At 63.9% G+C, this 25,221-nt stretch carries 27 protein-coding genes; 18 read left to right on the top strand and 9 right to left on the bottom strand.

Annotated features, from left to right (window positions below; all coding sequences use genetic code 11):
• Positions 1-300: an Asp-tRNA(Asn)/Glu-tRNA(Gln) amidotransferase subunit GatC gene (gene gatC / locus J2X15_RS10935; protein WP_310342634.1), complete on the bottom strand. Its 300-nt coding sequence runs from the start codon at positions 298-300 to the stop codon at positions 1-3.
• A gap of 202 nt (positions 301-502) precedes the next feature.
• Between gatC and J2X15_RS10930 the strand changes: the two genes are divergently transcribed.
• The 4 genes from J2X15_RS10930 to mrdA all read left to right on the top strand — a co-directional run bounded on the left by J2X15_RS10930 (position 503) and on the right by mrdA (position 5,064).
• On the top strand, positions 503-1,546 hold the full coding sequence (locus J2X15_RS10930; protein ID WP_029709391.1) for a rod shape-determining protein: 1,044 nt from the start codon (positions 503-505) through the stop codon (positions 1,544-1,546).
• A 24-nt stretch (positions 1,547-1,570) separates the two neighbouring features.
• Positions 1,571-2,491: a rod shape-determining protein MreC gene (gene mreC, locus J2X15_RS10925; RefSeq protein WP_310342629.1), complete on the top strand. Its 921-nt coding sequence runs from the start codon at positions 1,571-1,573 to the stop codon at positions 2,489-2,491.
• On the top strand, positions 2,488-3,018 hold the full coding sequence (mreD, locus tag J2X15_RS10920) for a rod shape-determining protein MreD (protein ID WP_310342627.1): 531 nt from the start codon (positions 2,488-2,490) through the stop codon (positions 3,016-3,018). The genes mreC and mreD overlap by 4 nt, the downstream gene beginning before the upstream one ends.
• A gap of 96 nt (positions 3,019-3,114) precedes the next feature.
• Complete coding sequence (mrdA, locus tag J2X15_RS10915; protein ID WP_310342624.1) at positions 3,115-5,064, top strand: penicillin-binding protein 2; 1,950 nt, start codon at positions 3,115-3,117, stop codon at positions 5,062-5,064.
• A gap of 2 nt (positions 5,065-5,066) precedes the next feature.
• Here the strand turns inward: mrdA and J2X15_RS10910 are convergent, their stop codons facing one another.
• The 3 genes from J2X15_RS10910 to J2X15_RS10900 all read right to left on the bottom strand — a co-directional run bounded on the left by J2X15_RS10910 (position 5,067) and on the right by J2X15_RS10900 (position 9,104).
• Positions 5,067-5,828, bottom strand: a complete 762-nt coding sequence (locus J2X15_RS10910) for a TSUP family transporter (RefSeq protein ID WP_310342622.1) — start codon at positions 5,826-5,828, stop codon at positions 5,067-5,069.
• A 286-nt stretch (positions 5,829-6,114) separates the two neighbouring features.
• Positions 6,115-7,830 (bottom strand): GMC family oxidoreductase, encoded by a 1,716-nt coding sequence (locus tag J2X15_RS10905; protein WP_310342618.1) that lies wholly within the window; start codon positions 7,828-7,830, stop codon positions 6,115-6,117.
• Positions 7,827-9,104, bottom strand: coding sequence for a putative Na+/H+ antiporter (locus J2X15_RS10900; RefSeq protein ID WP_310342616.1), 1,278 nt, complete (start codon positions 9,102-9,104; stop codon positions 7,827-7,829). The genes J2X15_RS10905 and J2X15_RS10900 overlap by 4 nt, the downstream gene beginning before the upstream one ends.
• Before the next feature lie 268 nt (positions 9,105-9,372).
• On the opposite strand from J2X15_RS10900, the gene J2X15_RS10895 reads away from it, so the two are divergent.
• The 5 genes from J2X15_RS10895 to J2X15_RS10875 are packed head-to-tail and all read left to right on the top strand — an operon-like array spanning position 9,373 to position 13,669.
• A complete protein-coding gene (locus J2X15_RS10895; protein WP_409034276.1) occupies positions 9,373-10,509 on the top strand; it encodes an MlaE family ABC transporter permease in 1,137 nt (378 codons plus the stop codon).
• On the top strand, positions 10,506-11,303 hold the full coding sequence (locus J2X15_RS10890; RefSeq protein ID WP_310342611.1) for an ABC transporter ATP-binding protein: 798 nt from the start codon (positions 10,506-10,508) through the stop codon (positions 11,301-11,303). The genes J2X15_RS10895 and J2X15_RS10890 overlap by 4 nt, the downstream gene beginning before the upstream one ends.
• Before the next feature lie 12 nt (positions 11,304-11,315).
• Entirely contained in the window at positions 11,316-12,326 is a 1,011-nt protein-coding gene (locus J2X15_RS10885) for an MlaD family protein (RefSeq protein ID WP_310342609.1), read from the top strand.
• A 17-nt stretch (positions 12,327-12,343) separates the two neighbouring features.
• Entirely contained in the window at positions 12,344-13,009 is a 666-nt protein-coding gene (locus J2X15_RS10880) for an ABC-type transport auxiliary lipoprotein family protein (RefSeq protein ID WP_310342606.1), read from the top strand.
• Between the two features lie 3 nt (positions 13,010-13,012).
• Positions 13,013-13,669 carry an LON peptidase substrate-binding domain-containing protein gene (locus J2X15_RS10875; protein ID WP_310342603.1) on the top strand — a complete coding sequence of 219 codons (657 nt, stop codon included), beginning with the start codon at positions 13,013-13,015 and terminating at the stop codon, positions 13,667-13,669.
• 28 nt (positions 13,670-13,697) lie between these two features.
• Here the strand turns inward: J2X15_RS10875 and J2X15_RS10870 are convergent, their stop codons facing one another.
• On the bottom strand, positions 13,698-14,330 hold the full coding sequence (locus J2X15_RS10870; protein WP_310342600.1) for a MarC family protein: 633 nt from the start codon (positions 14,328-14,330) through the stop codon (positions 13,698-13,700).
• Between the two features lie 42 nt (positions 14,331-14,372).
• The gene (locus tag J2X15_RS10865) at positions 14,373-15,119 is read right to left on the bottom strand and encodes an SDR family oxidoreductase (RefSeq protein WP_310342598.1); all 747 of its coding nucleotides are present in this window, start codon (positions 15,117-15,119) and stop codon (positions 14,373-14,375) included.
• Between the two features lie 43 nt (positions 15,120-15,162).
• On the opposite strand from J2X15_RS10865, the gene J2X15_RS10860 reads away from it, so the two are divergent.
• The 3 genes from J2X15_RS10860 to J2X15_RS10850 are packed head-to-tail and all read left to right on the top strand — an operon-like array spanning position 15,163 to position 17,612.
• The gene (locus tag J2X15_RS10860) at positions 15,163-15,909 is read left to right on the top strand and encodes an MgtC/SapB family protein (protein ID WP_310342595.1); all 747 of its coding nucleotides are present in this window, start codon (positions 15,163-15,165) and stop codon (positions 15,907-15,909) included.
• A 33-nt stretch (positions 15,910-15,942) separates the two neighbouring features.
• Positions 15,943-16,926 carry a Bug family tripartite tricarboxylate transporter substrate binding protein gene (locus J2X15_RS10855; protein ID WP_409034275.1) on the top strand — a complete coding sequence of 328 codons (984 nt, stop codon included), beginning with the start codon at positions 15,943-15,945 and terminating at the stop codon, positions 16,924-16,926.
• Between the two features lie 11 nt (positions 16,927-16,937).
• A complete protein-coding gene (locus J2X15_RS10850) occupies positions 16,938-17,612 on the top strand; it encodes a dienelactone hydrolase family protein (RefSeq protein ID WP_310342593.1) in 675 nt (224 codons plus the stop codon).
• A 30-nt stretch (positions 17,613-17,642) separates the two neighbouring features.
• Here the strand turns inward: J2X15_RS10850 and J2X15_RS10845 are convergent, their stop codons facing one another.
• From J2X15_RS10845 to hemB, 3 genes are read right to left on the bottom strand one after another with little or no spacing between them, the layout of a single operon-like run.
• Complete coding sequence (locus J2X15_RS10845; protein WP_310342592.1) at positions 17,643-18,386, bottom strand: substrate-binding periplasmic protein; 744 nt, start codon at positions 18,384-18,386, stop codon at positions 17,643-17,645.
• Between the two features lie 43 nt (positions 18,387-18,429).
• Complete coding sequence (locus J2X15_RS10840) at positions 18,430-19,551, bottom strand: magnesium transporter CorA family protein (RefSeq protein ID WP_310342590.1); 1,122 nt, start codon at positions 19,549-19,551, stop codon at positions 18,430-18,432.
• 5 nt (positions 19,552-19,556) lie between these two features.
• Entirely contained in the window at positions 19,557-20,570 is a 1,014-nt protein-coding gene (hemB, locus tag J2X15_RS10835) for a porphobilinogen synthase (protein ID WP_310342587.1), read from the bottom strand.
• A 252-nt stretch (positions 20,571-20,822) separates the two neighbouring features.
• On the opposite strand from hemB, the gene J2X15_RS10830 reads away from it, so the two are divergent.
• From J2X15_RS10830 to rpsL, 6 genes are all read left to right on the top strand, one after another.
• On the top strand, positions 20,823-21,251 hold the full coding sequence (locus J2X15_RS10830; RefSeq protein ID WP_310342585.1) for a CopD family protein: 429 nt from the start codon (positions 20,823-20,825) through the stop codon (positions 21,249-21,251).
• A gap of 8 nt (positions 21,252-21,259) precedes the next feature.
• Positions 21,260-22,354 carry a VanZ family protein gene (locus J2X15_RS10825; RefSeq protein WP_310342582.1) on the top strand — a complete coding sequence of 365 codons (1,095 nt, stop codon included), beginning with the start codon at positions 21,260-21,262 and terminating at the stop codon, positions 22,352-22,354.
• 9 nt (positions 22,355-22,363) lie between these two features.
• Positions 22,364-22,714 (top strand): (2Fe-2S) ferredoxin domain-containing protein, encoded by a 351-nt coding sequence (locus J2X15_RS10820; RefSeq protein WP_310342580.1) that lies wholly within the window; start codon positions 22,364-22,366, stop codon positions 22,712-22,714.
• 69 nt (positions 22,715-22,783) lie between these two features.
• The gene (locus tag J2X15_RS10815) at positions 22,784-23,413 is read left to right on the top strand and encodes an alpha/beta hydrolase (RefSeq protein WP_310342578.1); all 630 of its coding nucleotides are present in this window, start codon (positions 22,784-22,786) and stop codon (positions 23,411-23,413) included.
• A gap of 44 nt (positions 23,414-23,457) precedes the next feature.
• Entirely contained in the window at positions 23,458-24,642 is a 1,185-nt protein-coding gene (locus J2X15_RS10810) for a D-alanyl-D-alanine carboxypeptidase family protein (protein ID WP_310342575.1), read from the top strand.
• Positions 24,643-24,757: 115 nt separating this feature from the next.
• Entirely contained in the window at positions 24,758-25,135 is a 378-nt protein-coding gene (gene rpsL, locus J2X15_RS10805) for a 30S ribosomal protein S12 (RefSeq protein ID WP_011466063.1), read from the top strand.
• Positions 25,136-25,221 lie beyond the last annotated feature (86 nt).

Here is a 25,221-nt window from a genome sequence, read left to right as displayed (position 1 = left end):
TTACTCAATGACCTTGGGAACCAGGAATAAGCCGCGCTCCACGGCAGGGGCACTTTTCTGGTTGGCTTCACGTTGGTTGGGCTCACTCACAACATCGTCCCGCAGGCGCAATGTCACGTCCTGGATGGCGGCGACCGGGTGGGCCAGAGGTTCGATGCCGGTGGTGTCCACCGCACGCATCTTTTCCACAATGCTGAAAAAACCGTTGAGTTGTGACAGCAGGCGCTCACTCTCTGCGGTCTGCAGTTCCAGGCGTGCCAGATTGGCAATGCGGGCGATGTCAGAAGATGTCAGGGACATGGAAGTAGAAGAGTTGAAACCAAGGGTAATTCGGGTCAAAACGCGGTTGGCAGGCCGAGTTATTCACAGGCGATAGGGTATTATCCTGCCTTTGGCGCGGGGGCCGGTTGACTGCGGACTTTGACGCCACGCTTACGATTTTGAAACGCTAATACCCGGCGATGCGGGGCCGAAGTGCCCGGCGTGCCTGAGAGGACTTGTAATGTTTGGAGCTTTCCGTCGGTACTTCTCCACCGACCTGGCGATTGATTTGGGTACCGCCAACACCCTGATTTTTGTGCGTGACAAGGGCATCGTGCTCGACGAGCCCTCCGTTGTAGCCATCCGCCACGAAGGCGGCCCCCAAGGCAAGAAGACCATTCAGGCCGTAGGCCGCGAAGCCAAGGCCATGCTGGGCAAGGTACCCGGCAACATCGAAGCCATTCGCCCGATGAAAGACGGCGTGATTGCCGACTTCACGGTGACCGAGCAGATGCTCAAGCAGTTCATCAAGATGGTGCATCCACGCGGCGTGTTCAAGCCCAGCCCGCGCATCATCATTTGCGTGCCCTGCGGTTCCACCCAGGTCGAGCGCCGCGCCATCCGCGAATCCGCACTCGGTGCCGGCGCCAGCGACGTGTACCTGATTGAAGAACCCATGGCAGCGGCCATCGGTGCCGGTCTGCCAGTGTCGGAAGCCAGCGGCTCCATGGTGGTGGACATCGGTGGTGGTACCACCGAAGTCGGCGTGATCTCCCTGGGCGGCATGGTTTACAAAGGCTCTGTGCGTGTCGGTGGTGACAAGTTCGACGAAGCCATCATCAACTACATCCGCCGTAACTACGGCATGTTGATCGGTGAACCCACTGCGGAAGCCATCAAGAAGCAAATCGGCTCGGCCTTCCCTGGCTCCGAGGTCAAGGAAATGGAAGTCCGCGGACGCAACCTGTCCGAAGGTGTACCCCGCAGCTTTACCATCTCGTCCAACGAGATCCTGGAAGCCCTGACCGATCCGCTGAACAACATTGTCTCCGCCGTGAAAAACGCGCTGGAACAAACCCCACCGGAGCTGGGCGCCGACATTGCCGACCGCGGCATGATGCTCACCGGTGGTGGCGCGCTGTTGCGTGACCTGGACCGCTTGTTGGCCGAAGAAACCGGTCTGCCGGTGTTGGTGGCCGAAGATCCTCTGACCTGTGTGGTGCGTGGTTGCGGCATTGCGCTGGAGCAGATGGAGCGCCTGGGTTCCATTTTCACCAGCGAATAAACCCCTGTCAGCGATGCCCGTACCATGCCATTAGGTACGCTGGACAGAGATCCTCCCCCCTTCTTCCGTCAGGGCCCTTCGGCCCTGTCCAAGCTGGCCGTCTGCAGCGCCCTGGCGCTGTTTCTGATGGTGGCCGATGCCCGCTTCAAGGTCATGCAACCGCTGCGCGTCGCGCTGGCTGCCGTGCTGTACCCGGTGCAGTGGCTGGCCCTGCAACCGGTAACCCTGGTCGAAAGCAGCAGCGCCTACTTCACCACCGTGAGTACGGCCGAGACCGCGCAGGAACAATCGCGCCGCAAGCTCAGCGCCCAGTCGCTGCGTGCCAACCAGGTCGAGCAGTTGGAGTTGGAAAACAACCGCTTGCGCAAGCTGCTGGACCTGAGCCCGCGCCTGAGCGCGCCGTTCAAGGCGGCGCAGGTGCTGTACGACGCTGCTGACCCCTACACCCGCAAAGTCATCGTGGACAAAGGGCTAGCCCAGGGCCTGGCGTTGGGCTCCCCGGTGCTGGACGAGTTCGGGGTGATTGGCCAGATTACCCGTGTCTACCCCATGGTGAGCGAAGTGACGTTGATCACCGACCGTGACCACGCCATTCCCGTGCTCAACGCGCGCACGGGTGCACGGGGTGTGGCCTTTGGCGATACGTCCACCCACGCCGATGCGCTGGAGCTGCGCTATATGGCCGCCAACGCCGATGTGGCCGTGGGCGACCTGCTGACAACCAGCGGCGTGGACGGCGTGTACCCACCGGGCCTGCCGGTGGCACGCGTGGAAAAAGTGGAGCGCCGTGTGGACGCGGTGTTTGCGCGCATTTACTGCGTGCCGTTGGCCATGGTGTCGGGCGCTGAGCACGTCATCGTGCTGGACCCGCTGAATGCCCAGATGGCTCCTCGCCCTGCGGCTGAACCTGCGCCCGTGGCGCCCAAACGGGGCGAAGCGAAATGATCATGCGTCCCGGGCAGCAACTGCTGCTGCCGGCCAACCCCTTGTTTATCTGGATCAGCCTGGTGGCGGCGTTGTTGCTCAACATGCTGCAGAACATGGGCCTGTGGGGCCGGGCGGCCTGGACGCCCGATGTGCTGGCCGTGGTGCTGGTGTTCTGGACCGTGCACCAGCCGCTGCGCGTCAGCATTGGGGCGGCCTTTGTCTTCGGTTTGCTGATGGATGTGCATCAGGGTGGATTGCTGGGCCAGCACGCCATGGCCTACACAGCGCTGAGCTTTCTGGCCATCACGGTGCACCGCCGACTGCTGTGGTTTTCGGTGCCCTCCCAGGCCGCGCAGGTGCTGCCACTATTTGCCGTGGCCCACGGGTTGGAGCTGATGCTGCGCCTGATGGGCGGCGGTACGTTCCCGGGTTGGTGGATGGTGTTGGCCCCGCTGCTGGAGGCTGCACTGTGGCCAGTGGTCAGCATCGTGTTGCTGGCCCCGCAGCGCCGCGCACCCGATCCCGACGCCAACCGACCTCTCTGATATGGCCCCCACGCTTGTCACTTCGTGTGCTGCGCTGCCCCCCAAGGGGGCTGGTTCGCCTTGGGGCGGCCCGGCGGCGAACCAGTTGCCTCCCGCATGACAGAACTGCGCAATGTTCAGGTCGATCTGGCGCGCTTTCGCACACGCGTCTTTGTGGTCAGCGTGGTGGTACTTACCTGCTTTGTGCTGCTGGCGCTGCGCCTGGCCTATTTGCAGATCGTGCGCCACGAAGACTTGCGCGCGCAGGCTGAGAGCAACCGCACCTCCATCGTCCCCATCGTGCCCAACCGCGGGCTGATCCTGGACCGCAATGGCGTGGTGTTGGCCAGCAATTATTCGGCCTACACACTGGAAATCACGCCCTCCAAGAGCCTGGGCGTGGAGCAGACGCTGGATGATCTGTCCAGCGTGATTGACATCACAGCGCGGGATCGCCGCCGCTTCAAGAAACTCATGGAAGAGTCCAGAAGCTTTGAGTCACTGCCGGTGCGTACACGCCTGACCGACACCGAGGTCGCACGCTTCGCAGCCCAGCGCTTCCGATTTCCTGGGGTCGAAATCAAGGCGCGCCTGTTTCGCAGCTATCCCTATGGCGAGCTGGCCAGCCATGTGATTGGCTACATCGGCCGCATCAACCAGTCGGAAAAAGAAAAGATCGACGACAGCGACGACCAGGCCAACTACCGGGGCACCGAGTACATCGGCAAGCTGGGCGTGGAGCAGAGTTTTGAGCACGAACTGCACGGCATTACCGGCGTGGAACGCATGGAGACCTCGGCCGGGGGGCGCGCGGTGCGCAAGCTGGCCAGTACGCCCTCCACGCCAGGCAATGTGGTGGTGCTGTCCATCGACATCAAGCTGCAAAAACTCATCGAAGACATGTTTGGCACGCGCCGTGGCGCGCTGGTGGCGCTGGACCCCAAGACCGGCGAGGTGTTGGCCTTTGTCAGCAAGCCCACGTTTGATTCCAACCTGTTTGTCGAAGGCATTGACCAGGAAAACTGGCAGATGCTCAATGAGTCCATCGACAAGCCGTTGCTGAACCGCGCGCTGCGTGGGACCTACCCGCCGGGCTCCACCTACAAGCCCTTTATGGCGCTGGCCGCGCTGGAGACCAACACGCGCTCCGCCACCACGCTGATCAACGACCCGGGCTTTTATATGTTTGGTGGCCACCGCTTTGGTAGCCCCGAGAACGAGCGTGGTGGCGTGATGGACATGCGACGCGCGATCGTGGAGTCCAGCAACGCCTATTTCTACTCCCTGGCCAACGAGCTGGGCGTGGACACCATGCACGACTTCATGAAACCGCTGGGCTTTGGCCAGATCACCGGCATCGACATCAATGGCGAGGTGCGCGGCGTGCTGCCCAGCCAGGACTGGAAGAAGCGCTACTACAAGCGCCCCGAACAGCAGAAGTGGTACGCCGGTGAGACCATTTCGTTGGGCATTGGTCAGGGCTACAACAGCTTCACCATGCTGCAGATTGCCCAGGCCGTGTCTACCTTGGCCAACAACGGTGTCAAGCACAAGCCGCAGCTGGTGATCGCCACGCAGGATGCGACGACCCGTGTGCGCACGCCCGTGGCCGCAGAGCCCCCGCAGGACCTGGGCTACAAGCCAGAAAACGTGGCGCTGGTGCGCAACGCCATGGTGGGCGTGACCCAGGGTGGTACGGGGACCCGTGTGTTTGCCGGAGCGGGTTATGTTAGCGGCGGCAAGACCGGCACTGCCCAGGCCGTGAGTCTGGGCAAGAACCAAAAGTACAACGCGTCTTCGATGGAAGAGCACCAGCGCGACCACTCGCTGTATATCGCGTTTGCACCGGCGGACGACCCCAAGATTGCGCTGGCGGTGATTGTGGAAAACGCGGGCTTTGGCGCGGCCTCCGCGGCTCCCATTGCACGCCGCACCTTTGACTATTGGCTGTTGGGCCAGTACCCCAGCGAGGAAGACTTGGCCGCCGTCAGCCGCGGTCAGGCCACGGCGCCCATTGGCAAGCCGCGCAAGGCCGACGACATCGCCTGGCCCCCCGCCCCACGCTGAGCCTAGCCGCGCAAAAACGCGTCGTAGCCGGTCTTCAGGATCAGGGCGGACACCACCACGATAAAGACGCTGCGCACAAAGCCCGTGCCGTGCTTGAGCGCCAGGTGTGTGCCGGCCAGGCTGCCCAGCACATTGGCCACCGCCATGGCCGCCACAAAGTGCCACCAGACATGGCCCTTGAGCGTGAACAGCAGCAGCGCCGCGAGGTTGGATGCGGTGTTGAGCAACTTGGCCCCGGCCGAGGCGTTCAAAAAGTCATAGCCGAGCAGCCGCACCAGTAAAAACACAAAGAAGCTGCCCGTGCCCGGGCCAAAGAAGCCGTCGTAAAAGCCGATGCCCAGGCCGATGGCGCAGGCCGCCAAGGTTTCGTGCTGGCCGACAAAGCGCGGCACATGGTGGCGCCCCAGGTCTTTCTTGGCCAGCGTGTAGGCCAGCACGCCCAGCAGCACCAGGGGCAGGGCCTTGCGCAGGTACTGCGGTGAGATCACAGTGACCAGCCAGGCCCCACCCAGCGCCGCCACAAAGCACACGGCCGCTGCCGGACCTATGGTTTGCCAGCGTAGCTGGACGCGGCGGTTGTACTGCACTGTGGCAATGGCCGTGCCCCACACCGAAGCGCCCTTGTTGGTGCCCAGCAGCGTAGCCGGGGGGGCTTGGGGAAAGACGGCAAACAACGCGGGGGTCAGCACCAGGCCGCCGCCGCCCACGATGGAGTCGATAAAACCGGCCAGGAGCGAGGCCAAGGTGACAAAAAGCATTTCCATTCCCGAATTGTCGCATCCGGGTTCGATGGCTCATTTGCTATGAATTTGCTAGCTGTTGGCGCAATGCTAACGGGGGCTAGGGGCCGAAAAGGCATAAAAAAAGCACCGGGGATGCCGGTGCTTTTGTAAAACTGCATCTTGGTGTGCAGGGTTTGTAGTTCGTTGTTAGCCGTCTCCTCGGCGTCGTTTCAAGCTTGGTCTTTGCAGACCTCGCAGTTGCTGTCAGGTGCTGCGTTGGAAAGAAATGTATCCGCCTTGCAGGGCTTGCGGCATCAGGACAAACCCTTCATTGGCGCGCGGCCGCGTCTTCCGCAATCCACTGCGCGGCCTTCTCTGCAATCATCAGTGTGGGCGAGTTGGTGTTGCCGCTGGTGATCAGCGGCATCACGCCCGCGTCCACCACGCGCAGCCCCGCCACGCCGCGTACTTGCAGGCGGCTGTTCACCACGGCCAGCGGATCGTCCTCACGCCCCATCTTGGTCGTGCCCACGGGGTGGAAGATGGTGGTTGCAATGTCCCCGGCCAACTGGGCCAGCTCGGCATCGCTCTGGAACTGCACGCCGGGCTTGTACTCCTCGGGCTGGTATTTCGCCAGCGCGGGCTGGGCCGCGATGTTGCGCGTCACGCGCAGCGAGTCGGCAGCAATCTGGCGGTCGGCGTCGGTGCTCAGGTAGTTGGGGGCAATGGCTGGCGCGGCCTGGAAGTCGGGCGACTGGATCTGCACCGTGCCGCGGCTGGTGGGGTTCAGGTTGCAGACACTGGCGGTGAACGCGTTGAAGGTGTGCAGCGGCTGGCCAAAGGCGTCCAGGCTCAACGGTTGCACGTGGTACTGCAGATTGGGGTGGGGCTGGCTGGCATCGCTGCGCGTGAAGGCGCCCAACTGGCTGGGCGCCATGCTCATGGGGCCACTGCGTTTGAAGGCGTATTCCAGTCCGATCTTGGCCTTGCCCCACAAGCTGTTCGCCTGGACATTCAGCGTGGGTGTGTTCTTCACCTTGAAGACCGCGCGGATCTGCAGGTGGTCCTGCAGGTTGGCGCCCACGCCAGGCAGGTCGTGCTGTACGGGCACGCCCTGGCGTTGCAGCAGTTCGGCCGATCCCAGGCCCGAGAGCTGCAGGATCTGCGGCGAGCCCACGGCCCCAGCGCACAGCAGCACCTCGGCGCGTGCGGTGGCGGTCACCATCTCCTTGCCATCCCACACCTGCACACCCGTGCAGCGCAGGGGTACGTCGCCATCGGCCTGTGGCTCCACCACCAGCTTGGCCACCTGCGCGGCAGTCCACAGCTCAAAGTTGGGGCGCGCGTAGCACATGGGGCGCAAAAACGCCTTGGCCGTGTTCCAGCGCCAGCCCGCTTTCTGGTTCACCTCAAAGTAGCCCACGCCTTCGTTGTTGCCGCGGTTGAAATCGTCGGTGGCCGGAATGCCAGCCTGTGTGGCAGCCTGGGCAAAGGCGTCCAGCACATCCCAGCGCAGGCGTTGCTTCTCCACACGCCATTCGCCGCCAGCCTGGTGGTGGCGCAGCACCTTGCGGTAGTCGGTGCCGCTGTCCTGCAGCAGGGGTGAGGGTGCGCCCTTGGCGCCATGCAGGGCACTGGCACCCTTGTGGTGGTCTTCGTGCAGCTTGAAGTAGGGCAGGCTGTTCTCCCAGGTCCAGTTCGCGTCGCCTGTCAGCTGGGCCCACTGGTCATAGTCGCGGGCCTGGCCGCGCATGTAGATCATGCCGTTGATGCTGGAGCTTCCGCCCAGCGTCTTGCCACGCGGGTAGCGCAGGCTGCGGCCGTTCAGGCCTGCTTCTTTTTCGGTGTTGTAGAGCCAGTCGGTACGCGGGTTGCCAATGCAGTACAGGTAGCCCACGGGGATGTGGATCCAGTGGTAGTCGTCCTTGCGCCCGGCTTCGATGAGCAGCACCCGTTTGGAGGCATTGGCACTGAGCCGGTTGGCCAGCAGGCAGCCGGCCGTGCCCGCGCCGATGATGATGTAGTCGAAGGTGGTGTCGTTCATAGCAGCAAAAAGAAAGCGGCAGACACCGCGGTAGGAAGCAGGGCGCCCAGCAACAGGCCGCCCGCACCGATGGAACTGTCCGCAAAGCCCGCGCGCAACAGCGCCACGCCCGCGGGGTTAGGGGCGTTGGCAATCACAGTCAGGCCACCGCCGGCTACGGCACCGGCCACCAACATGTATTTCGCAAGGTCCGACATACCTTCAATCAGCGAGCCCAGGTAGGTCAGCGCGGCGTTGTCGGTCATGGCGGTCAGGCCCAGGGCGCCGAAGAACAGCGCCGTGGGCGCCAGGCTGGACACGATGGGCTGCAGCCACCACTGCTGCATGCCGCCCAGCACCACCAGCCCTGCCAGAAAGAAGCCCACCAGCAGGCCCTCTTTGAGGATCAGCGGGTTCTGGAAGCGCGCATAGGCCTGCGTGTAACCCAGGAAAAACAGAAACAGTCCCAAAAACAGCACCGGGTGGTGCGCCATGAGCACCACGCCGGCCAGAAATGTCAGATGCACCAGGCTCACGATCCAAGGCACCGACGTGTCAGCCGTGGAGGCTGCGGTGTGGGGCACGATCACTTTGAGCTGCGGCCGCAGGTAGAGCACCAGAGCGGTGGCATTCACCAGCACCGCCAACGCGGCCTTCCAGCCAAAGGTGTGGGCCATGAAGGCCGTGTCCCAACCCCAGGTACCAGCCACCATGAGTACGGGGGGAGCAGCGTATGAGGTCAGCGTGCCGCCGATGGAGATGTTCACAAACAGCACGCCCAGCGCCGCGTACTTGTGGCGCTCGGGCATCTGGGGGGTGAAGATTTGGGGCGCCAGCATCAGCGCGGCCAGCGTCATGGCCGCGGGTTCGGTGATCAGCGAACCCAACAGTGGCACCACGGCCAGACCCAGCCACACCAGCACCGTGGTGGTGGGCAGGGGCACGGCGCGCGCCACGGCCAGCAGCAGCGCCCGCACGGCCTCCAGCACCGGGCGCGAGGCGGCCACCACCATCACCACGCAGACAAACAGCGGCTCGGTGTACTGGCGCGATTCGGCATAGTCAATCGCCTGCTGGCTGCCCGACAGCAGCGCCATGCAGGCAATCAGCACAAAGGCCCAGAAGCCAAACACCACCTCCACCTCACCCAACAGGTGCAGCAGCCCCGCGTGGCGCGGGTGGCGGTGTGCCAGGCGTTCAAAGGTCTTGGCGCCAAATGTGTGTAGCAGCGCAATGCCAAATAGCACCGCCCCCACGGTGTGCATCAGGTCGCCCTGCAGAGCTTCGCCGGCCATGGGGCTTAGGTCCCAGTCCAGACGCGTTGGCGCTTATTCTGAAGCGGCAGCCAGGCCAGGCGCGAGTGCGGCTCCGAGTGGTCGGCGGTAAATACCGTGGAGGTCCGTAAATTTGTCCGCGCACAAAAGGGCCTGCACCCCGTGCTGGCGATGACGGTGGCACTGTCTGCGTTGTTCTGAATGTCCATGGTGTCTCCTCATAGCTATTTTGCTTGCAATTCGTAGCGGGTACGATGCGAACCTCAGCCACTCTCTCCCAGACCTGCCCGTGGAGGACTCCCAGCCCCGTATTGCCTTGCACACTGCCACCGCACCGTCGGTCGTGGCATTGCATGGTCGTTGGACTGCGGACCACCTGGCGGTTCCCACCACCTGGCAGGCCTTGCAACAGGGGCTGCAACTAGCGCAGGCGGCCAGTGCCGGCGGCCGCGCTCCGGTGTGGGACGTGCGCAGCCTGCAGCGCCTGGACCACACAGGCGCCCAAGTGCTGTGGAATGCCTGGGGCCGCCATTGGCCGGAACAGCTGGAGTTGTTGCCCGCCCAGCGCGCCATGCTGGAACGGGTGGCGCAGTTTTCGGTGCCACCACCGCCCGTGCAACGTACGTCGTTGACGGCCTTGCTGGCCGCCATGGGGCGGCGCATGCTGGGCCTGCTGGCGCACCTGGAAGGCGCGGTGCGGCTGATCGGCCAGCTGTGGCTGGACCTGCTGCACCTGGCGCGCAATCCGCTGCACGCCCCGTGGCGTGACATCTCGGGCCATCTGTACCGCATTGGCGCCACGGCGCTGCCCATTACCGCGCTGGTGGGCTTTCTCATTGGTGTGGTGCTGGCCTACCTGATGTCGCAGCAGCTGCGCCAGTTTGGTGCCGACACCTTCATCGTCAACATCCTGGGCATTGCGCTGATCCGTGAGTTGGGGCCGGTGCTGGCCGCCATCCTGATTGCGGGGCGTTCGGGTTCGGCCATTACCGCGCAGATTGGGGTGATGCGCGTGACCGAGGAGCTGGATGCCATGCGCGTGCTGGGCATCGCCAAGGGCTATCGCCTGGTGATGCCGCGTACCCTGGCCATGGCGCTGGCCATGCCGCTGCTGGCCGTGTGGACCACGCTGGCCGCGCTGCTGGGCGGCATGCTGGCCGCCGACCTGGCCATGGGCCTGTCACCGGCTTACTTTGTCACCGCGCTGCCCAAGACCGTGGACATTGCCAACCTCTGGCTGGCGCTGGCCAAGAGCACGGTGTTTGGTGTGCTGATCGCACTGATCGGTTGCCACTACGGCCTGCGCGTGAAGCCCAACACCCAGAGCCTGGGGCAGGGCACCACGGCGTCGGTGGTCACCTCCATCACCGCGGTGATTTTGGTGGATGCGCTGTTCGCGGTGCTGTTCAAGGGGGTGGGCGTATGACCGAGGCGCGCAAACCCATCGTGCAGATCGAGAAGCTGTGGTCCACGTTCCGCGCCGCGGGCCAGACCAGCGTGATCCACCAGGACCTGGACCTGACCATTGCGCGCGGCGAGCTGCTTTCCATTGTGGGCGGCTCGGGCGGCGGCAAGACCGTGCTGCTGCGCCAGATGCTGGGGCTGGAAACGCCCACGCGTGGCAGCGTCATGGTGCAAGGCCGCCCGGCCGATGAGCTGGGGCGCGCAGGCGCCGCCAGCCGCGTGGGCATGCTGTTTCAGCACGGTGCGCTGTTCTCGTCGTTCACCGTGCTGGAGAACATTGCGTTTCCGTTGCGTGAGCTGGGCACCTTGCCGGCCAGTCTGGTGCGCGATGTGGCCATGGTCAAGCTGCAGATGGTGGGGCTGGAGGCACGCCACGCGCATAAGATGCCGGCCGATCTGTCGGGCGGCATGGTCAAGCGGGTGGCGCTGGCACGCGCGCTGGTGATGGACCCGCCCCTGCTGCTGCTGGACGAGCCCACCGCCGGGCTGGACCCTGACAGTGCGGATGGTTTTTGCACCCTGCTGCAAAGCCTGCACCGCGAGCTGGACCTGACCGTGGTGATGGTCACCCACGACCTGGACACGATTTTTGAACTTAGCACCCGGGTGGCCGTGGTGGCGGACAAACATGTGGTGATCAACGCCCCGCCCGGCGAGGTGGTGGCCTTTGACCACCCGTTTGTGCAGGACTTTTTCCGCGGTGGGCGCGGGCACCGGGCCATGGCCCTGTTGCAGCCCACCCCGGATGCCGTGTAGAAAGACAGACTTATGGAAAACAAATCCCACGCCTTTGCCGCCGGTGCCTTTGTGCTGGTGGTAGCGGCCCTGCTCACGGCGCTGGCCGCTTGGCTCACGCGCGATACCGCCGAGCAGCGGGTGTTCGAGATCTCCAGCGCCGAGGGTGTGACCGGCCTGCAGTCGCAAGCCGGGGTGCGCTACAAGGGTGTGATGGTCGGGCGCGTGACCGACATTGCGCTGGACACGGTGCAACGCGGCAATGTGCTGGTGCGCATCGCCGTCAACGACGCCGCGCCCATCACCACCTCTACCTTTGCCACGCTGGGCTTCCAGGGCGTCACCGGGCTGGCCTTCATCCAGCTCGACGACAGCAACACTGCCAGCCCGGCGCTGCAAGGCAGTGGCGACAAGGTGCCGCGCATTCCCATGCGCGCCAGCATGTTCTCGCGCCTGTCTGAGCAGGGTGGCAACCTGCTGAGCCAGCTGGAGCAGGCTAGCGTGCGGGTGAACGGCCTGCTGGCGGTGGACAACCAGAAACAGCTGATGGCCGCGATTGGCAATCTGGGGCGTGCTGCGGCCAGTGTGACCGCGCTGACTGAGCACGCCGACCAGGTGTTGGGCCCCAAATCCGGCCCCGATGCCGTGAGCCTGCCGCGCATGGCTGCGCAGGCTGATGCCACCCTCAAGAGCATGCAGGCCACGTCGGACCGTCTGGGTGTCAGCGCCGATGCGGTACGCACCTCGGCTGCCGAGTTCCAGCGCACCTCGCGCCGCATGAATGAGCCCGGCGGCACGCTGGACAAGATTGCCCAGAGCACCGAGGCGCTGGCCCACACCAGCCGCCAGGTCAACGCCCAGCTGTTGCCGCGCCTGAGCCGTGCCACCGACGACACCGCCCGCGCCGTGCGCCAGGTGGGTCGTGCGGCCGATACGGTGGGCGACAATCCGCAGTCTTTGCTGTGGGGCAAGGGCACTGCCACCCCCGGGCCGGGTGAACATGGCTTTGTGGCGCCCGCCGCTGCCGCTGCGGGGGGGCCATGAACTATCAAGGATTTGCTATGAAAAACCTAGCTACTCGCGCATATTCCACGGGGGCTAGAGGCCTGTTCTCCTTATTTTTCCTGGGCGCACTGGCGGGTTGTGGCTCTACCAGACCTGGTGTGAATGCCGCGGTCTACGACTTTGGCCCTGGCATGGTGACCGAGCAACCCGCCAACCGCATGGCGCCCCTGCCTCCGCTGGCGCTGGGTGAGGTGCAGGCCAACACCGCGCTGGACAACCTGGCCGTGGTCTACCGCCTGGGCTACAGCGATTCTCAGCAGCTGCGCCCCTATGCGCAGGCGCGCTGGAGCATGCCGCCAGCCCAGTTGCTGCGCCAGCGCGTGCGTGAGGCCCTGGGCCAGCGCCGCGCGGTGGTGAACCTGGCCGATGGTGTGCTGCCTGCGCCAGGTACGCTGGTGCTGCGTCTGGAGCTGGAAGAATTCAGCCAGCTGTTTGAAACTGCCGATCGCAGCGCGGGGGTGTTGCGCCTGCGCGCCACCCTGGCCCAAGTGGCTGGCGGAGGTGACAGCCTGGTCGCCCAGCGCAGTTTTGTGGCCCAGCAGCCCAGCGTCAGCGCTGACGCCGCCGGTGGCGTGCGCGCCCTGACCGTGGCCACGGATGCGGTGGTGGAGCAGCTGGAGCAGTGGGTGCAGCAGACCCAGGCCAGCCTGCCAGCGCGCTAGCCCATGCCCGAACGATTGGTGCTGACCTCGCTGCCGCTGTTCCCGCTGAACACGGTGCTGTACCCCGGTGGCACGCTGCAGTTGCAGATCTTTGAGGTGCGTTACCTGGACCTCATGGGCAAGTGCCACAAGACCGGTGCACCATTTGGCGTGGTGTCGCTGACCCAAGGCAGCGAGGTGCGCCGCCCCGACCCGCAGGCACCGAGTGGCGACGGCTTTGCACAAGAGGCCTTCGTAGATGTGGGCACACTGGCCACCATCACTGAGTTTTCGTCACCCCAGGCCGGTCTGATGCTGCTGCGCTGTACTGCCGGCGAGCGCTTTCGCATCACCCAGCGCAGCCGCCTCAAGCATGGGCTGTGGGTGGCCGACGTGCAGGTACTGCCGCCCGATGTGCCGACCCCGGTGCCGGAGGATTTGCAACCCGTGGCGCAGGCGCTGGACAACCTGATTCAGCGCCTCAAGGATCACCCCAACGGCCAAGCGCTGCCCGTGGAGCCACCCTACCGGCTGGACGATGCGGGTTGGGTGGCGAACCGCTGGTGCGAGCTGTTGCAGTTGGCGCCCCACCTCAAGCAAAGCCTGATGCAACTGGAAAACCCGCTGCTGCGTCTGGAGCTGGTGGGCGATGTCCTGAACCGCTCAGGCATTGGCCCCTGAACGCGGTCTTATGTGCCGGGCTGGGCGCTCAGTGCGCCAGTGCGGGGAACAGCTTGGTCAGCCCGTCGGACATCACTTCAACCGCCAGTGCGGCCAGGATCAGGCCCATCAGCCGGGTCATCACGTTGATGCCGGTCTTGCCCAAAATGCGCGCAATCGGCTGCGCTAGCGAGAAGCAGATGGCCGTGGCCAGCGCAATCACCACGCCGTAGCCCACCAGGGTGGTGAGCTGCAGCACGGTCTTGGCCTTGTCGGCGTAAATCACCACGGTGGACATGGTGGCCGGGCCGGTCAGCAGCGGTATGGTCAGCGGCACCACGGCAATGCTGGCGCCCATGGCGGCCTTTTCGGCGCCGTCTTCCAGCTCGTGGGTGCTGGTCTTGGCCTCGGCAGGCTGGGCGTTCAGCATGTTCAATGCACTGGTTAGCAGCAGCATGCCCCCGCCCACCTGGAAGCTGGCCAGCGAGATACCGAAGAACTCCAAAATCTGCAGGCCCAGCATGGCGCTGATGGCAATCACCACAAACGCGCTGAACGAGGACACCCACACCGTGTTGCGCCTCTGCTCCAGGCTGAAGTCTTGGGTGTAGTGGATGAAAAACGGCACGATGGCCAGCGGGTTCACGATGGCCAACAGGGTGATCAGAGGTTTGAGGTCCATATGGCGTGTCCTAGTGCAGTGGGTGGGGCATGGTACTGCGGCTTAGCGTCCGCCGCTGACATCCAGAATCGCGCCCGTGGTGTAACTGGCCGCATCGCTGAGCAACCAGACGATGGCGTTGGCAATCTCTTGCGCCGTGCCCGGGCGCTGCAGGGGCACCTGGGGCGCCAGGCGTTGCGCGCGGTCGGGCTGGCCGCCACTGGCGTGGATGTCGGTGTCGATGATGCCGGGGCGTACTGCGTTTACGCGGATGCCCTCGGCTGCCACCTCGCGCGCCAAGCCCACGGTGAAGCTGTCGATCGCGCCCTTGCTGGCGGCGTAGTCCACATACTGGCCCGGCGATCCCAGCGTGGCGGCCACGCTGGAGAGGTTGACGATGGCGCCGCCGCTGCCGCCATGGCGCGTACTCATGCGCAGCACCGCTTCGCGGGCGCAGACCATGCTGCCTAACACGTTGGTGGCGAGCATGCGCTGCAGGCGCACCACCGACATGGCCTCCACGCGGCTGGCCACATCCACCACGCCGGCATTGTTGACCAAGGCCGTCAGCGTGCCCAGCTTGGCATCCACCTTGGCAAACATGGCAAGTACCTCGGCCTCTACTGCCACATCAGCCTTCACAGTGATCGCGGTGCCACCCCCAGCCCGGATCTGGCGCACCACCTCGTCGGCGGCCAGCGAGTTGTCGCGGTAGTTCACGGCCACGGCGTAGCCGGCTTGCGCCAGGGAGAGGGCGGTGGCTGCGCCAATGCCACGGGAAGCGCCAGTAATGAGTGCGATAGCTTGCATGGCGCCATGGTAGCGCGCCGGTTTTTGGGGTATGTTTGCGCCCATGCTCAATACCGAAACCTTTGCGGCTTATTGGTCCACTCCGGTGGTGGAGGCCAACATCTTTGTGTTGCTGCACCTGCTGGGGGCGCTGGTGCTGGGGCTCATGGTGGGCTATGAGCGCTCCTACCACGGGCGCGCGGCGGGCATGCGCACCTACGGGCTGGTCTGCATGGCATCCGCCGCGCTGGCCGTCATGGGTGGGTATTCCCACTTCTGGTACGGCGGCATGAGCACCACGCTGTTCAGCAACGGCGACTTGTCGCGTGTGATGCAGGGCATCCTGACCGGCATCGGCTTCCTGTGCGCCGGCGTCATCATGAAAGAGGGTTTCAACATCAGCGGCCTGACCACGGCGGCCTCGCTCTGGGCCTCGTCGGTGATCGGCATTCTGGTCGGCGTGGGCCTGTATGTGGCGGCCATGTCGCTGGCGCTGCTCAGCGCGCTTTGCATGGTTTGGGTGTCCAAACTGGAGAGCTGGCTGCCTTCGCGCCAGGCCGTCGCCATCCGCCTTACGTTTGACCCGGGCTACCGACCGGTGGAAGCGGCACTGCGCGCCATGGCGCATGACCGGGGCTATGACATTGCCGGTGGCACCATCGTCATTTCGATGGACGCGGGCTCGTTCACTTGGAACTTTGTGGCGGTGGCGCGCAGCCGAAAAAAGATGGCGCCCATTTCGGATCTGGCCTCAGAGATGGGGCAGTTTCCGGGGGTGCAGCGCTTCCACGTGGCGTATGCGCGCAATTGATTTCTTTGTTTCTTACTTATGAGGAGTTTCAGTATGGGCATGTCGATGAAGCCGTGGGTGCGCTCTCTGCGTCGGATGGGGGTTGTGACCGCGCTGCTGGCTTGTGGCTGGGTGCAGGCCCAAACCGGCCCGGTGCATTTGCTGGTGGGCTTTCCTCCCGGTGGCGGCACCGACGCCATTGCACGCACGCTGGCCGACAAGCTCAAGGACCAGCTTGGCATGCCCGTGGTGGTGGAGAACAAGGCTGGCGCCGGCGGCCAGCTGGCCGCGCAGGCGCTGAAGGCGGCCGCACCCGATGGGTTGACCGTATTTTTGACGCACGACCACACCATCTCCATCCTGCCCCAGGTGGTGAAGAACCCCGGCTTTGACCCGGCCAAGGACTTTGTGCCCGTGGCTGGGTTTGCCACCTTTGTGAACGCGCTGGCCGTGTCCGGTGGCACGCCGGCCAAGTCGGTCACCGAGTACGTGGCTTGGGTCAAATCCCAGGGTGGCGGCAAGGGCACCGTGGGCGTGCCGGCACCAGCCTCCACTCCCGAATTTCTGGTGGGCGTGATCGGAAAAAAATACGGGCTGGACCTGCAAGCGGTGCCCTACCGCGGCAGTGCGCCCATGATGGCTGACATGCTGGGCAACCAGATTGCCGCGGGTACCGGCTCGGTGCCCGATTTCATTGAAAACCACAAGGCCGGCAAGATCCGTGTGGTGGCCGTGCTGGGCGCGCAGCGCCAGGCGACGTTGCCCGACGTGCCCACGCTGGCCGAGCTCGGTTTAGCGGGCTTTGACGATATGCCGTACTACGGCATCTTTGCCCCCGCCGGCACACCCAAGGCCGCCATCGACAAGTTCTCCGAAGCCTTGGCCAAAGTGGTGGCCCAGCCCGACGTGAAAGATCGCCTGACGAATATGGGGCTGACGGTGGGCTTCATGGACCAGGCCACGTTGGCCAAGCGCGAGCAGGCTTACACCAAGGTGTGGACCAAGCTGATCAAAGACAGCGGCTTTGTCGCGCAATGAAGACTGACACCATGCAATTGACATCGACCGACGGTTTCGTGTGTCCCGCCTATGTGGCCCGCCCTGAGGGTACGCCCCGCGCTGGCCTTGTGGTGCTGCAGGAGATCTTTGGCATCAACGCCCATATCCGCGCTGTGGCAGACGGCTATGCTGCCCAGGGTTACCTGGTCATCGCCCCGGCCACCTTTCATCGCGTGCAAACCGGGGTGGAGCTAGGCTACACGGCGGATGACGTGGCCACAGGCGTGAAGCTCAAGGCCGCGGTGGAGGGCTTGCCCCCGCCGGGTGTGCTGCAGGACGTGCAGGCGGCCGTGCATGCGGCGGCCGAGGCTGGCCCGGTAGGCGTGGTGGGCTACTGCTGGGGCGGCTTGTTGACTTGGCGTGCCGCGTGTTCGGTCTCGGGCATTCGTGCCGCTGTGCCCTACTACGGTGGTGGCATGACTGCGCCAGCGGAGGTGGCGCGCCAGCCACGCTGCCTGGTGCTGGCTCATTTTGGCGACCAGGACCATGCGATTCCGTTGGAAGGGGTGCAGGCCTTTCAGGCAGCGCATGCCGAGGTACGTGTGGAGATCTATAACGCCCAGCACGGCTTCAATTGCGACCACCGTGCCGCGTTTGACGCGCCCTCGGCCGCACTGGCGCGTGAGCGCACCCTGGCGTTTTTTGCGGAGCACCTGCAGGATTAGTGGGGCGGCACCGACGCCGTTTTCGGGCGGCTAGGGCGGTGGCAGGCCGTAGCGGGCCAGGGTGCGGCGCACCACGCCGTCGCGCACCAACTGTTGCATGGCGTTTTGCCACAGAGCAGCTTCGGACTCTGGAATGTCCAGCGAACCTCCCAGCCAGATTTCCGCATCGTCCAGCGGCTTGCTGACTTGCAGGTTGGCGCGGGCGATGCCGTAGTCAGTGAGCCCCGCGAGGTTGATGGCTTCGCTTCCATACACAGCATCGACCATGCCGCGCTCCATCATGCGTGCCAAGTCCACGACTGAGTTGGCGGGTACAACACGTTTGAAATTGAGGCCGGTCAGTTGTCCCTCGGGAGAGCCGCGCAGCACACCAATGCGCAGATCGCTCAGTGCATCCATCGAGTCCAGCTTGACGTCGGCGGCGTGCATGGCAATGAAAACAAACTTTTGCCGGTATAGCTTGACCAGCCAGCGGTAGTTGCTCTCGCGCTCGGGTGTACGGGTCAGCGGCAGGATCAGCGTACGGGGTTGCGATTGCGCCAGCGTCAATGCACGTGGCCAGGGGTAAAACTGGATCGCAGGTGCTTCGCCCAGGCGTGATGCCATCTCACGGACCAAGGCGCCCAAAGCGCCTGGGGTCGCGTCCCCGGACTCCACGGTGAACGGAGGCAGGTGTCCGCTGACGATTCGGTAGGGGGCGATGCTTTGCGCATGCCCAACCAAACCAATGACCGTCAGCAGCAAGGCAAGCAGGAAGCGGAGTTGCGAAGCCATCTTTCGGTACTTGTAACGACTACGCCAGTGTAGCGGCCCGGCGCTAGCGTTCGGCCCGCGCCAGGTAGCGTTTGCGCCAGAAGAACACGGCCAGCACCGTGGCGGTGAGCAGCATGGTGCCCATGGCCCACCAGAAGCCGTTGTGCACGTGGATTAGCGGAATGAATTCAAAGTTCATGCCAAAGATGCCGGCAATCAGGTTCAGGGGCAGAAAGATGGCGGTCAGCACGGTCAGCGTGCGCATGATGTCGTTGGTGCGGCTACCCTGCACGCTGAAGTGCATTTGCACAGCGGTCTCAGCGCTTTGTTCCAGCCGACGCACGTGGTGCACCACGCGTTCGATGTGCTCCAGCACGTCACGGCTGCGCACCTGCAAAAGCTCGCGTTCCCGCGCTTCGGCGGGTGTGGGCGGTTCGGGCCAGGTCTTCACGGCTTCAATCCAATCCTGGATGCTGGAGCGTTGCTCCTCGCAGGTTTCGTCCAGTTGGTGCAGGGCCATGCGCGCGTCCAGCAGGGACGACCAGTTCTTGAATCGCGTGCGTGGGCTCAGCAACTCCGACTGCCAATGGTCCAGTTGCTGGGTGAGTTCGCGGCGCAGGGCCAGGTAGCCATCCACCATCTGGTTGATGATGCGCAGCATCAGGTCGGCAGGGCTGGTGGCAATGCGTGCGCCGGCCGCGCGCGATTCGCTGGTGGCGGCTTGCAGCAATTTGGCGGCATAGGCATCGCGCACGCTGCAGTCGGCGGGGTGCACAGTCAGCAGCACACGGTCGAATACCGCAAAACCCACCGGACTGGTGTCTATGCGTCGCAGGATGGGTGGCCCGCCATGCGCTGGCGCTTGGTGCAGGGGCTCGCCGGGGTGTTCCGGGTCAATAGGGCGGTTGCCCGCCGCCAGGCGACGAAACACCAGCACGTCGTACTGTGAGGTGTAGTCGTAGTGCGAAGGTAACTGGTTGTTGATCAGGTCCGAGACATGCAAGTCCACCAGTTGGGTACCGCACAGGGCCTGCAGCGTGGCCTGGATCTCGGTCTGGGTGACCTCAAACTCGCGCCGCGCGCAGGCAATCCACACAAAGCCCTGCTCGGGCAGGCCGCTGGTGTTCAGGGCGGCCAGCTCCTGGCTCTCGGTCACGCCGCCGGGCTGGATATGGAAGATGCGCATGGCGATCAGGCTTTCAGGGCTTTGGCCGCCTCGATGGCAAAGTAGGTCAGCACGCCGTCTGCGCCCGCGCGTTTGAAGGCCAGCAGGCTCTCCAGCATCACGGCGTCATGGTCCAGCCAACCGTTTTGTGCGGCGGCCTTGAGCATGGCGTATTCGCCACTCACTTGGTAGGCAAAGGTGGGCACTTTGAACTCGTCCTTCACGCGGCGAACCACGTCGAGGTAGGGCATGCCGGGCTTGACCATCACCATGTCCGCACCCTCGGCAATGTCCATGGCCACTTCGCGCAGGGCTTCATCGCTGTTGCCGGGGTCCATCTGGTAGACCTTTTTATTGCCTTTGCCCAGGTTGCCGGCCGAACCCACGGCGTCGCGGAACGGGCCGTAGAAGGCACTGGCGTACTTGACGCTATAGGCCATGATGCGGGTGTGCACCAGCTTTTCGGCTTCCAGTGCGGCACGGATGGCGCCAATGCGGCCGTCCATCATGTCGCTGGGTGCCACGATGTCCACACCGGCACGCGCCTGGGTCAGCGCCTGCTGCACCAGCTGGGCCACGGTTTCTTCGTTGAGGATGTAGCCGTTTTCCTCAGGGCGGGTGTCGGGCAGGCCATCCTGGCCGTGGGTGGTGAAGGGGTCCAGCGCTACGTCGGTCATGACACCCAGATTGGGGAATTCCTTTTTCAGCGCGCGCACGACGCGCGGCACCAGACCGTCGGGGTTCAGGGCTTCGGCACCGTCGTAGGTCTTGAGGGATTGGTCGACCACAGGAAACAGCGCCATGACCGGAATGCCCAGCTTCACGCATTCTTCGGCCACGGGCAGCAGCAGGTCCAGGCTCAGGCGCTCCACGCCGGGCATGGAGGCAATCGGCACGCGCTGCTTCTGGCCGTCCACCACGAACACGGGGTAAATCAGGTCGTGGGCGGTGAGGGCGTTTTCACGCACCAGGTTGCGGGTGAAGCTGTCACGGCGCAGGCGGCGGGGCCGGCCGGCGGGGAAGGGGGCGTAAGAGGTCATGGGGAAAATTGTGCCTGAATCCTGCGGGGCACTCTTGTGCTGACTATGTGGTCAGTTTGGGCCAATATCCTGCGGGGTAAAGTGGAATTTACAAAAAAGTGCTTGTCACATGGCCGCAACATTGGTAAATTCTGTCTTGGGTAGCTTGCTATCCCCCGCTTTTCCTCCCTGAGCGGGGCCTTGATGTGTGACAGCAAATAGGCTTACTACCCCAGCCCTGTGCTGGGGTTTTTTTTGCCCTAAACTGACCGCATGCTCTGGGTCAAATCCTTCCACATCGTCTTTGTCGCCAGCTGGTTTGCTGGCCTGTTCTACCTTCCCCGTATCTTTGTCAACCTCGCCTTGGTGCCACCGGGTTCCGATGCCGAGCGCGCACGCCTGCTGCTGATGGCGCGCAAGCTGATGCGCTTCACCACCCTGCTGGCCGTGCCTGCCATCGGGCTGGGCGCCTGGCTCTGGCTGGGCTATGGCATCGGGCGTGGCCCGGGCAATGGCTGGATGCATGCCAAGCTGGCCATGGTGCTGCTGGTGCTGGGCTACCACCACGGCTGTGGCGTGCTGCTGCGCAAGCTGGAAGCGGGCACGCTGCAGCGCAGCCATGTGTGGTTTCGCTGGTTCAATGAAATTCCGGTGCTCATGCTGGTGGTGATCGTGGTGTTGGTGGTGGTCAAACCCTTCTGACCGGCAGCATGCACAAATCCGCCGCCTGGCCCCTGGCCCTCTTGTACGCGGCGCTGGTGGTGTATGCCAGCCTCTACCCCTTTGTCGATTGGCGCGACCAGGGCATTGCACCCTGGGAGTTTCTGCTGGCGCCCGTGGCGCGCTACTGGACCGGCTTTGACGTCGGCATGAACGTGGTGGGCTATGTGCCGCTAGGGGGGCTGTTCACCCTGGGGGCATTGCGCACCGGGCGCAGTCGCCATCCGGTGCTGGCGCCCATCGTGGGCGTGGCCCTGATCTCGCTGTTGATGGAGAGCCTGCAAAGTTACTTGCCCGTGCGCGTGCCTTCCAGGGAGGACTTTGTGCTCAACACACTGGGCGGTGCCATCGGGTCGACCGCGGCCCTCTTGCTGGAAAAACTGGGGGCGATTGACCGCTGGAGCCGTATTCGGGCGCGCTGGTTCGTGCCGCAGTCGCGCGGGGGGCTGGTGTTGCTGGCGCTGTGGCCCGCAGCGCTGCTGTTCCCGGCTTCGGTCCCGTTGGGGCTGGGGCAGGTGATGGATCGCCTGCAGCAGGCCCTGGTCGAGGGGTTGGCCGATTCGCCGTATCTAGTGTGGTTGCCTGTACCGGATGTTGGGCGCAGCGCCTTGGTGCCCAGTGCCGAGATGCTGTGCGTGGCGTTGGGCCTGCTGATTCCGTGTTTGCTGGGTTTTTGCATTGTTCGGGTGCTGGCGCGGCGCTGGGTGTTGGTGTTCCTGGCGCTCGTGGTGGCGGTGGCGGCCAGTGCGTTGTCCGCCGCGCTGAGCTGGGGCCCCGCCCACGCCTGGGCCTGGCTGGACCTACCCGCACAAATGGGGCTGATAGTGGGGTTGCTGCTGGCGTTGGGTTTTGCCTTCATGCCGTGGCGGGGGAGTGCGGCACTGGCGCTGGTGGCGCTGGGCGTGTACCTGAGCCTGCTGAACCAAGCGCCCGAAAGCCCCTACTTTGCCCAGACCCTGCAGGACTGGGAGCAGGGCCGCTTCATCCGCTTTCATGGGCTCGCCCAGTGGCTGGGCTGGTTGTGGCCCTACGGTGCCATGCTGTATTTGCTGTCGCTGGTGGGGCGGCGTGGCGCGGAAAACTAAAATCGGGCCATGAGCGACACCACTTCTCCCCCCACCTCGTACTACGAACGTCACATCTTTTTTTGTCTGAACCAGCGCACCAACGGTGAAGACTGCTGCGCCCAGCACCAGGCACAGGAGGCGTTTGACCGCTGCAAGCAGCAGGTCAAGGCGGCCGGTCTGGCCGGGCCTGGCAAGGTGCGTGTGAACAAGGCGGGCTGCCTGGACCGCTGTGCGGCGGGCCCGGTGGCCGTGGTGTATCCCGAAGCCGTTTGGTACAGCTTTGTGGACACCCAGGACATTGACGAGATCGTCGAGTCGCACCTGAAAAATGGCAAAGTGGTGGAACGCTTGCTCACGCCTGCGCATCTAGGCCGTTGATTCAAAGCCTTTTAGGCCTCTAGCCCCCGTCAATACTGCGCGAGCAGCTATGTAATTGATAGTGATCGAATGAACACCTCTACCCAAAAAATCACCGTGGCTGGCCATGCGGGCACCATTGAGGCGCTGATGGACTTGCCAGCCGATGGCGTGGCACCGCGTGGCACCGCCGTGATCGCCCATCCCCATCCCTTGTTCGGCGGCACCATGGACAACAAGGTGGTGCAGACCATTGCCCGGGCTTTTGTCCAGTCGGGTTGGCGCGCCGTTCGCTTCAATTTTCGCGGCGTGGGGGCCAGTGAAGGTGCCTACGACAAGGGGAAGGGCGAGTTACAGGACCTCTTGGCCGTGGTGGCGCACAGCGCTGCAGAGGGGGAGCTGGCCTTGGCCGGCTTCTCGTTTGGCGCCTTTGTCACGAGCCATGCCGTAGCCGCTGTGGCGCCGCGCCAGCCAGAGGCGGTGGTGCTGGTGGGGACGGCCGCCAGCCGCTTCACGGTGGCGCCTATTGCGGCCGAACTGCACGACCGCACCTTGGTGTTGCATGGTGAGCAGGACGATACCGTGCCCCTGGCCGACGCCATGGCTTGGGCTCGTCCACAAACCCTGCCGGTGACGGTGGTGCCCGGTGGCGGTCACTTCTTTCATGGACAATTGCCACTTCTGCGCAGTCTGGTCGCACGCCATTTGCGCACCGTTTGAGTTTTTTGCTCTTCTTTCTCTCCCTTTTCTCGCCCCATCCCCACATGAAACATTTTTTTGCGGCCCTGTTGGCCTCCCTGAGCCTGGCCGTGGCGGCGCAGGTGCCCCAGCCACCGGAAGTAGCGGCCCGCGCCTACCTGTTGCTGGATGTCACCTCGAACCAGATCCTGGCCTCCAAAGACATGGATATGGCGGTAGAGCCCGCCTCGCTGACCAAGCTGATGACGGCCTACCTGGTGTTTGATGCCTTGCGCAGCAAGAAAATCGACTTCAAACAGACCTTGCCCGTGAGCGAACGCGCCTGGAAGATGCCCGGATCGCGCATGTTCATTGACCCCAAGATGCAGGTGCCCGTGGAAGACCTGATCAAGGGACTGATCGTGCAGTCCGGCAACGATGCCACCATGGCGTTGGCCGAGGGGGTGGGCGGCACGGCAGAGCGTTTTGTGCAGATGATGAACGACCAGGCCAAGCTGCTGGGCATGAAGTCCACCACCTACAAAAACCCCGAAGGCCTGACCGAAGCGGGCCATACGACCACAGCGCGTGACCTGAGCATCCTGGCCACCCGCTTGATGGCTGACTTTCCTGAATATGTGGGCTTCTACGCGATCAAGAAGTACCGTTACCCAGGTTCCCCCGCGGCCAACGACAGCAACCGCAACCTGTTGCTGTTTCGCGACCCCACGGTGGACGGCCTGAAAACCGGCCACACCGATGCCGCCGGTTACTGCATGGTGGCCACCGCCAAACGCGATTTCCCCCAGCTCGTGACTGCCGGTGCACCGGCCGGATCGCCCGGCGCTACGGGTAGCCGTCGTCTGCTGTCCATCGTGTTGGGGGCCGATAGTGAAAACTCCCGCGCCAACGAATCCCAAAAGCTGCTGAATTGGGGTTTCACCGCCTTTGAGGCCGTCAAGCTGTTTGATGCCAACCAAGCTGTGGTCAGCCCCAAGGTCTGGAAGGGTGCATCGTCCACGGTCAAGGCCGGGCGCCTGCAATCCATCGTCGTGGCGGTTCCCGCTGGTACAGGTGGGCGCCTGAAAACCGAGGTGGTGCGCGCTGAACCCTTGATTGCGCCCGTGACCAAAGGTCAGTCCGTCGCCACCCTGCGGGTGTTGGCGGGGGATCAGGTTGTGGCTGAAGTGCCACTGCTTGCCCTGGAGGCGGTGGAGCAGGCTGGCATTTTTGGGCGCGCCTGGGATGCCGTGCGCCTCTGGATTCGCTGAGTTTGTCGCCCACGATTGCGCGTAAACCCTCGATCTGATACATTAGAAGGCTTTTCGGAAATTCCGAAGGGATTCACGTTTTCATTTAGTTTCAAACGTTTAGGGACGTTTTTCAATGCCAACTATTAACCAGCTCGTGCGTCAAGGCCGTGAGGTCGAGACCATCAAGTCGAAGAGCCCTGCTATGCAGAACTCTCCGCAGCGTCGCGGTGTGTGCACCCGTGTGTACACCACAACGCCTAAAAAGCCCAACTCCGCTCTGCGTAAAGTCGCCAAAGTGCGCTTGACCAACGGTTTTGAAGTCATTTCCTACATCGGCGGTGAAGGCCACAACCTGCAAGAACACAGTGTCGTGCTGGTTCGCGGCGGTCGTGTCAAGGATTTGCCCGGTGTGCGTTACCACATCGTCCGCGGTTCGTTGGACTTGCAAGGCGTGAAAGACCGCAAGCAGTCTCGCTCCAAGTACGGTGCGAAGAAGCCAAAGGCCAAATAATCCAGGCTTTCTAAGCCTTGGGTTTAGTAGATAAAAGGTGTTTGTTTGTTGCGTGGCGCAGTGAATGAACGAAGTGACCCACTGTT

This window comes from Rhodoferax saidenbachensis (assembly GCF_031457975.1).
GTDB lineage: Bacteria > Pseudomonadota > Gammaproteobacteria > Burkholderiales > Burkholderiaceae_C > Allorhodoferax > Allorhodoferax saidenbachensis_A.
The sequence above is the reverse complement of the archived record's forward strand: the minus strand, read 5'-3'. Positions and strand labels throughout refer to the sequence as shown.

Coding starts and splice junctions, on each gene's coding strand:
- gatC (WP_310342634.1), bottom strand. CDS start 300: ATGTCCCTGACATCTTCTGACATCGCCCGCATTGCCAATCTGGCACGC.
- J2X15_RS10930 (WP_029709391.1), top strand. CDS start 503: ATGTTTGGAGCTTTCCGTCGGTACTTCTCCACCGACCTGGCGATTGAT.
- mreC (WP_310342629.1), top strand. CDS start 1,571: ATGCCATTAGGTACGCTGGACAGAGATCCTCCCCCCTTCTTCCGTCAG.
- mreD (WP_310342627.1), top strand. CDS start 2,488: ATGATCATGCGTCCCGGGCAGCAACTGCTGCTGCCGGCCAACCCCTTG.
- mrdA (WP_310342624.1), top strand. CDS start 3,115: ATGACAGAACTGCGCAATGTTCAGGTCGATCTGGCGCGCTTTCGCACA.
- J2X15_RS10910 (WP_310342622.1), bottom strand. CDS start 5,828: ATGGAAATGCTTTTTGTCACCTTGGCCTCGCTCCTGGCCGGTTTTATC.
- J2X15_RS10905 (WP_310342618.1), bottom strand. CDS start 7,830: ATGAACGACACCACCTTCGACTACATCATCATCGGCGCGGGCACGGCC.
- J2X15_RS10900 (WP_310342616.1), bottom strand. CDS start 9,104: ATGGCCGGCGAAGCTCTGCAGGGCGACCTGATGCACACCGTGGGGGCG.
- J2X15_RS10890 (WP_310342611.1), top strand. CDS start 10,506: ATGACCGAGGCGCGCAAACCCATCGTGCAGATCGAGAAGCTGTGGTCC.
- J2X15_RS10885 (WP_310342609.1), top strand. CDS start 11,316: ATGGAAAACAAATCCCACGCCTTTGCCGCCGGTGCCTTTGTGCTGGTG.
- J2X15_RS10880 (WP_310342606.1), top strand. CDS start 12,344: ATGAAAAACCTAGCTACTCGCGCATATTCCACGGGGGCTAGAGGCCTG.
- J2X15_RS10875 (WP_310342603.1), top strand. CDS start 13,013: ATGCCCGAACGATTGGTGCTGACCTCGCTGCCGCTGTTCCCGCTGAAC.
- J2X15_RS10870 (WP_310342600.1), bottom strand. CDS start 14,330: ATGGACCTCAAACCTCTGATCACCCTGTTGGCCATCGTGAACCCGCTG.
- J2X15_RS10865 (WP_310342598.1), bottom strand. CDS start 15,119: ATGCAAGCTATCGCACTCATTACTGGCGCTTCCCGTGGCATTGGCGCA.
- J2X15_RS10860 (WP_310342595.1), top strand. CDS start 15,163: ATGCTCAATACCGAAACCTTTGCGGCTTATTGGTCCACTCCGGTGGTG.
- J2X15_RS10855 (WP_409034275.1), top strand. CDS start 15,943: ATGGGCATGTCGATGAAGCCGTGGGTGCGCTCTCTGCGTCGGATGGGG.
- J2X15_RS10850 (WP_310342593.1), top strand. CDS start 16,938: ATGCAATTGACATCGACCGACGGTTTCGTGTGTCCCGCCTATGTGGCC.
- J2X15_RS10845 (WP_310342592.1), bottom strand. CDS start 18,386: ATGGCTTCGCAACTCCGCTTCCTGCTTGCCTTGCTGCTGACGGTCATT.
- J2X15_RS10840 (WP_310342590.1), bottom strand. CDS start 19,551: ATGCGCATCTTCCATATCCAGCCCGGCGGCGTGACCGAGAGCCAGGAG.
- hemB (WP_310342587.1), bottom strand. CDS start 20,570: ATGACCTCTTACGCCCCCTTCCCCGCCGGCCGGCCCCGCCGCCTGCGC.
- J2X15_RS10830 (WP_310342585.1), top strand. CDS start 20,823: ATGCTCTGGGTCAAATCCTTCCACATCGTCTTTGTCGCCAGCTGGTTT.
- J2X15_RS10825 (WP_310342582.1), top strand. CDS start 21,260: ATGCACAAATCCGCCGCCTGGCCCCTGGCCCTCTTGTACGCGGCGCTG.
- J2X15_RS10820 (WP_310342580.1), top strand. CDS start 22,364: ATGAGCGACACCACTTCTCCCCCCACCTCGTACTACGAACGTCACATC.
- J2X15_RS10815 (WP_310342578.1), top strand. CDS start 22,784: ATGAACACCTCTACCCAAAAAATCACCGTGGCTGGCCATGCGGGCACC.
- J2X15_RS10810 (WP_310342575.1), top strand. CDS start 23,458: ATGAAACATTTTTTTGCGGCCCTGTTGGCCTCCCTGAGCCTGGCCGTG.
- rpsL (WP_011466063.1), top strand. CDS start 24,758: ATGCCAACTATTAACCAGCTCGTGCGTCAAGGCCGTGAGGTCGAGACC.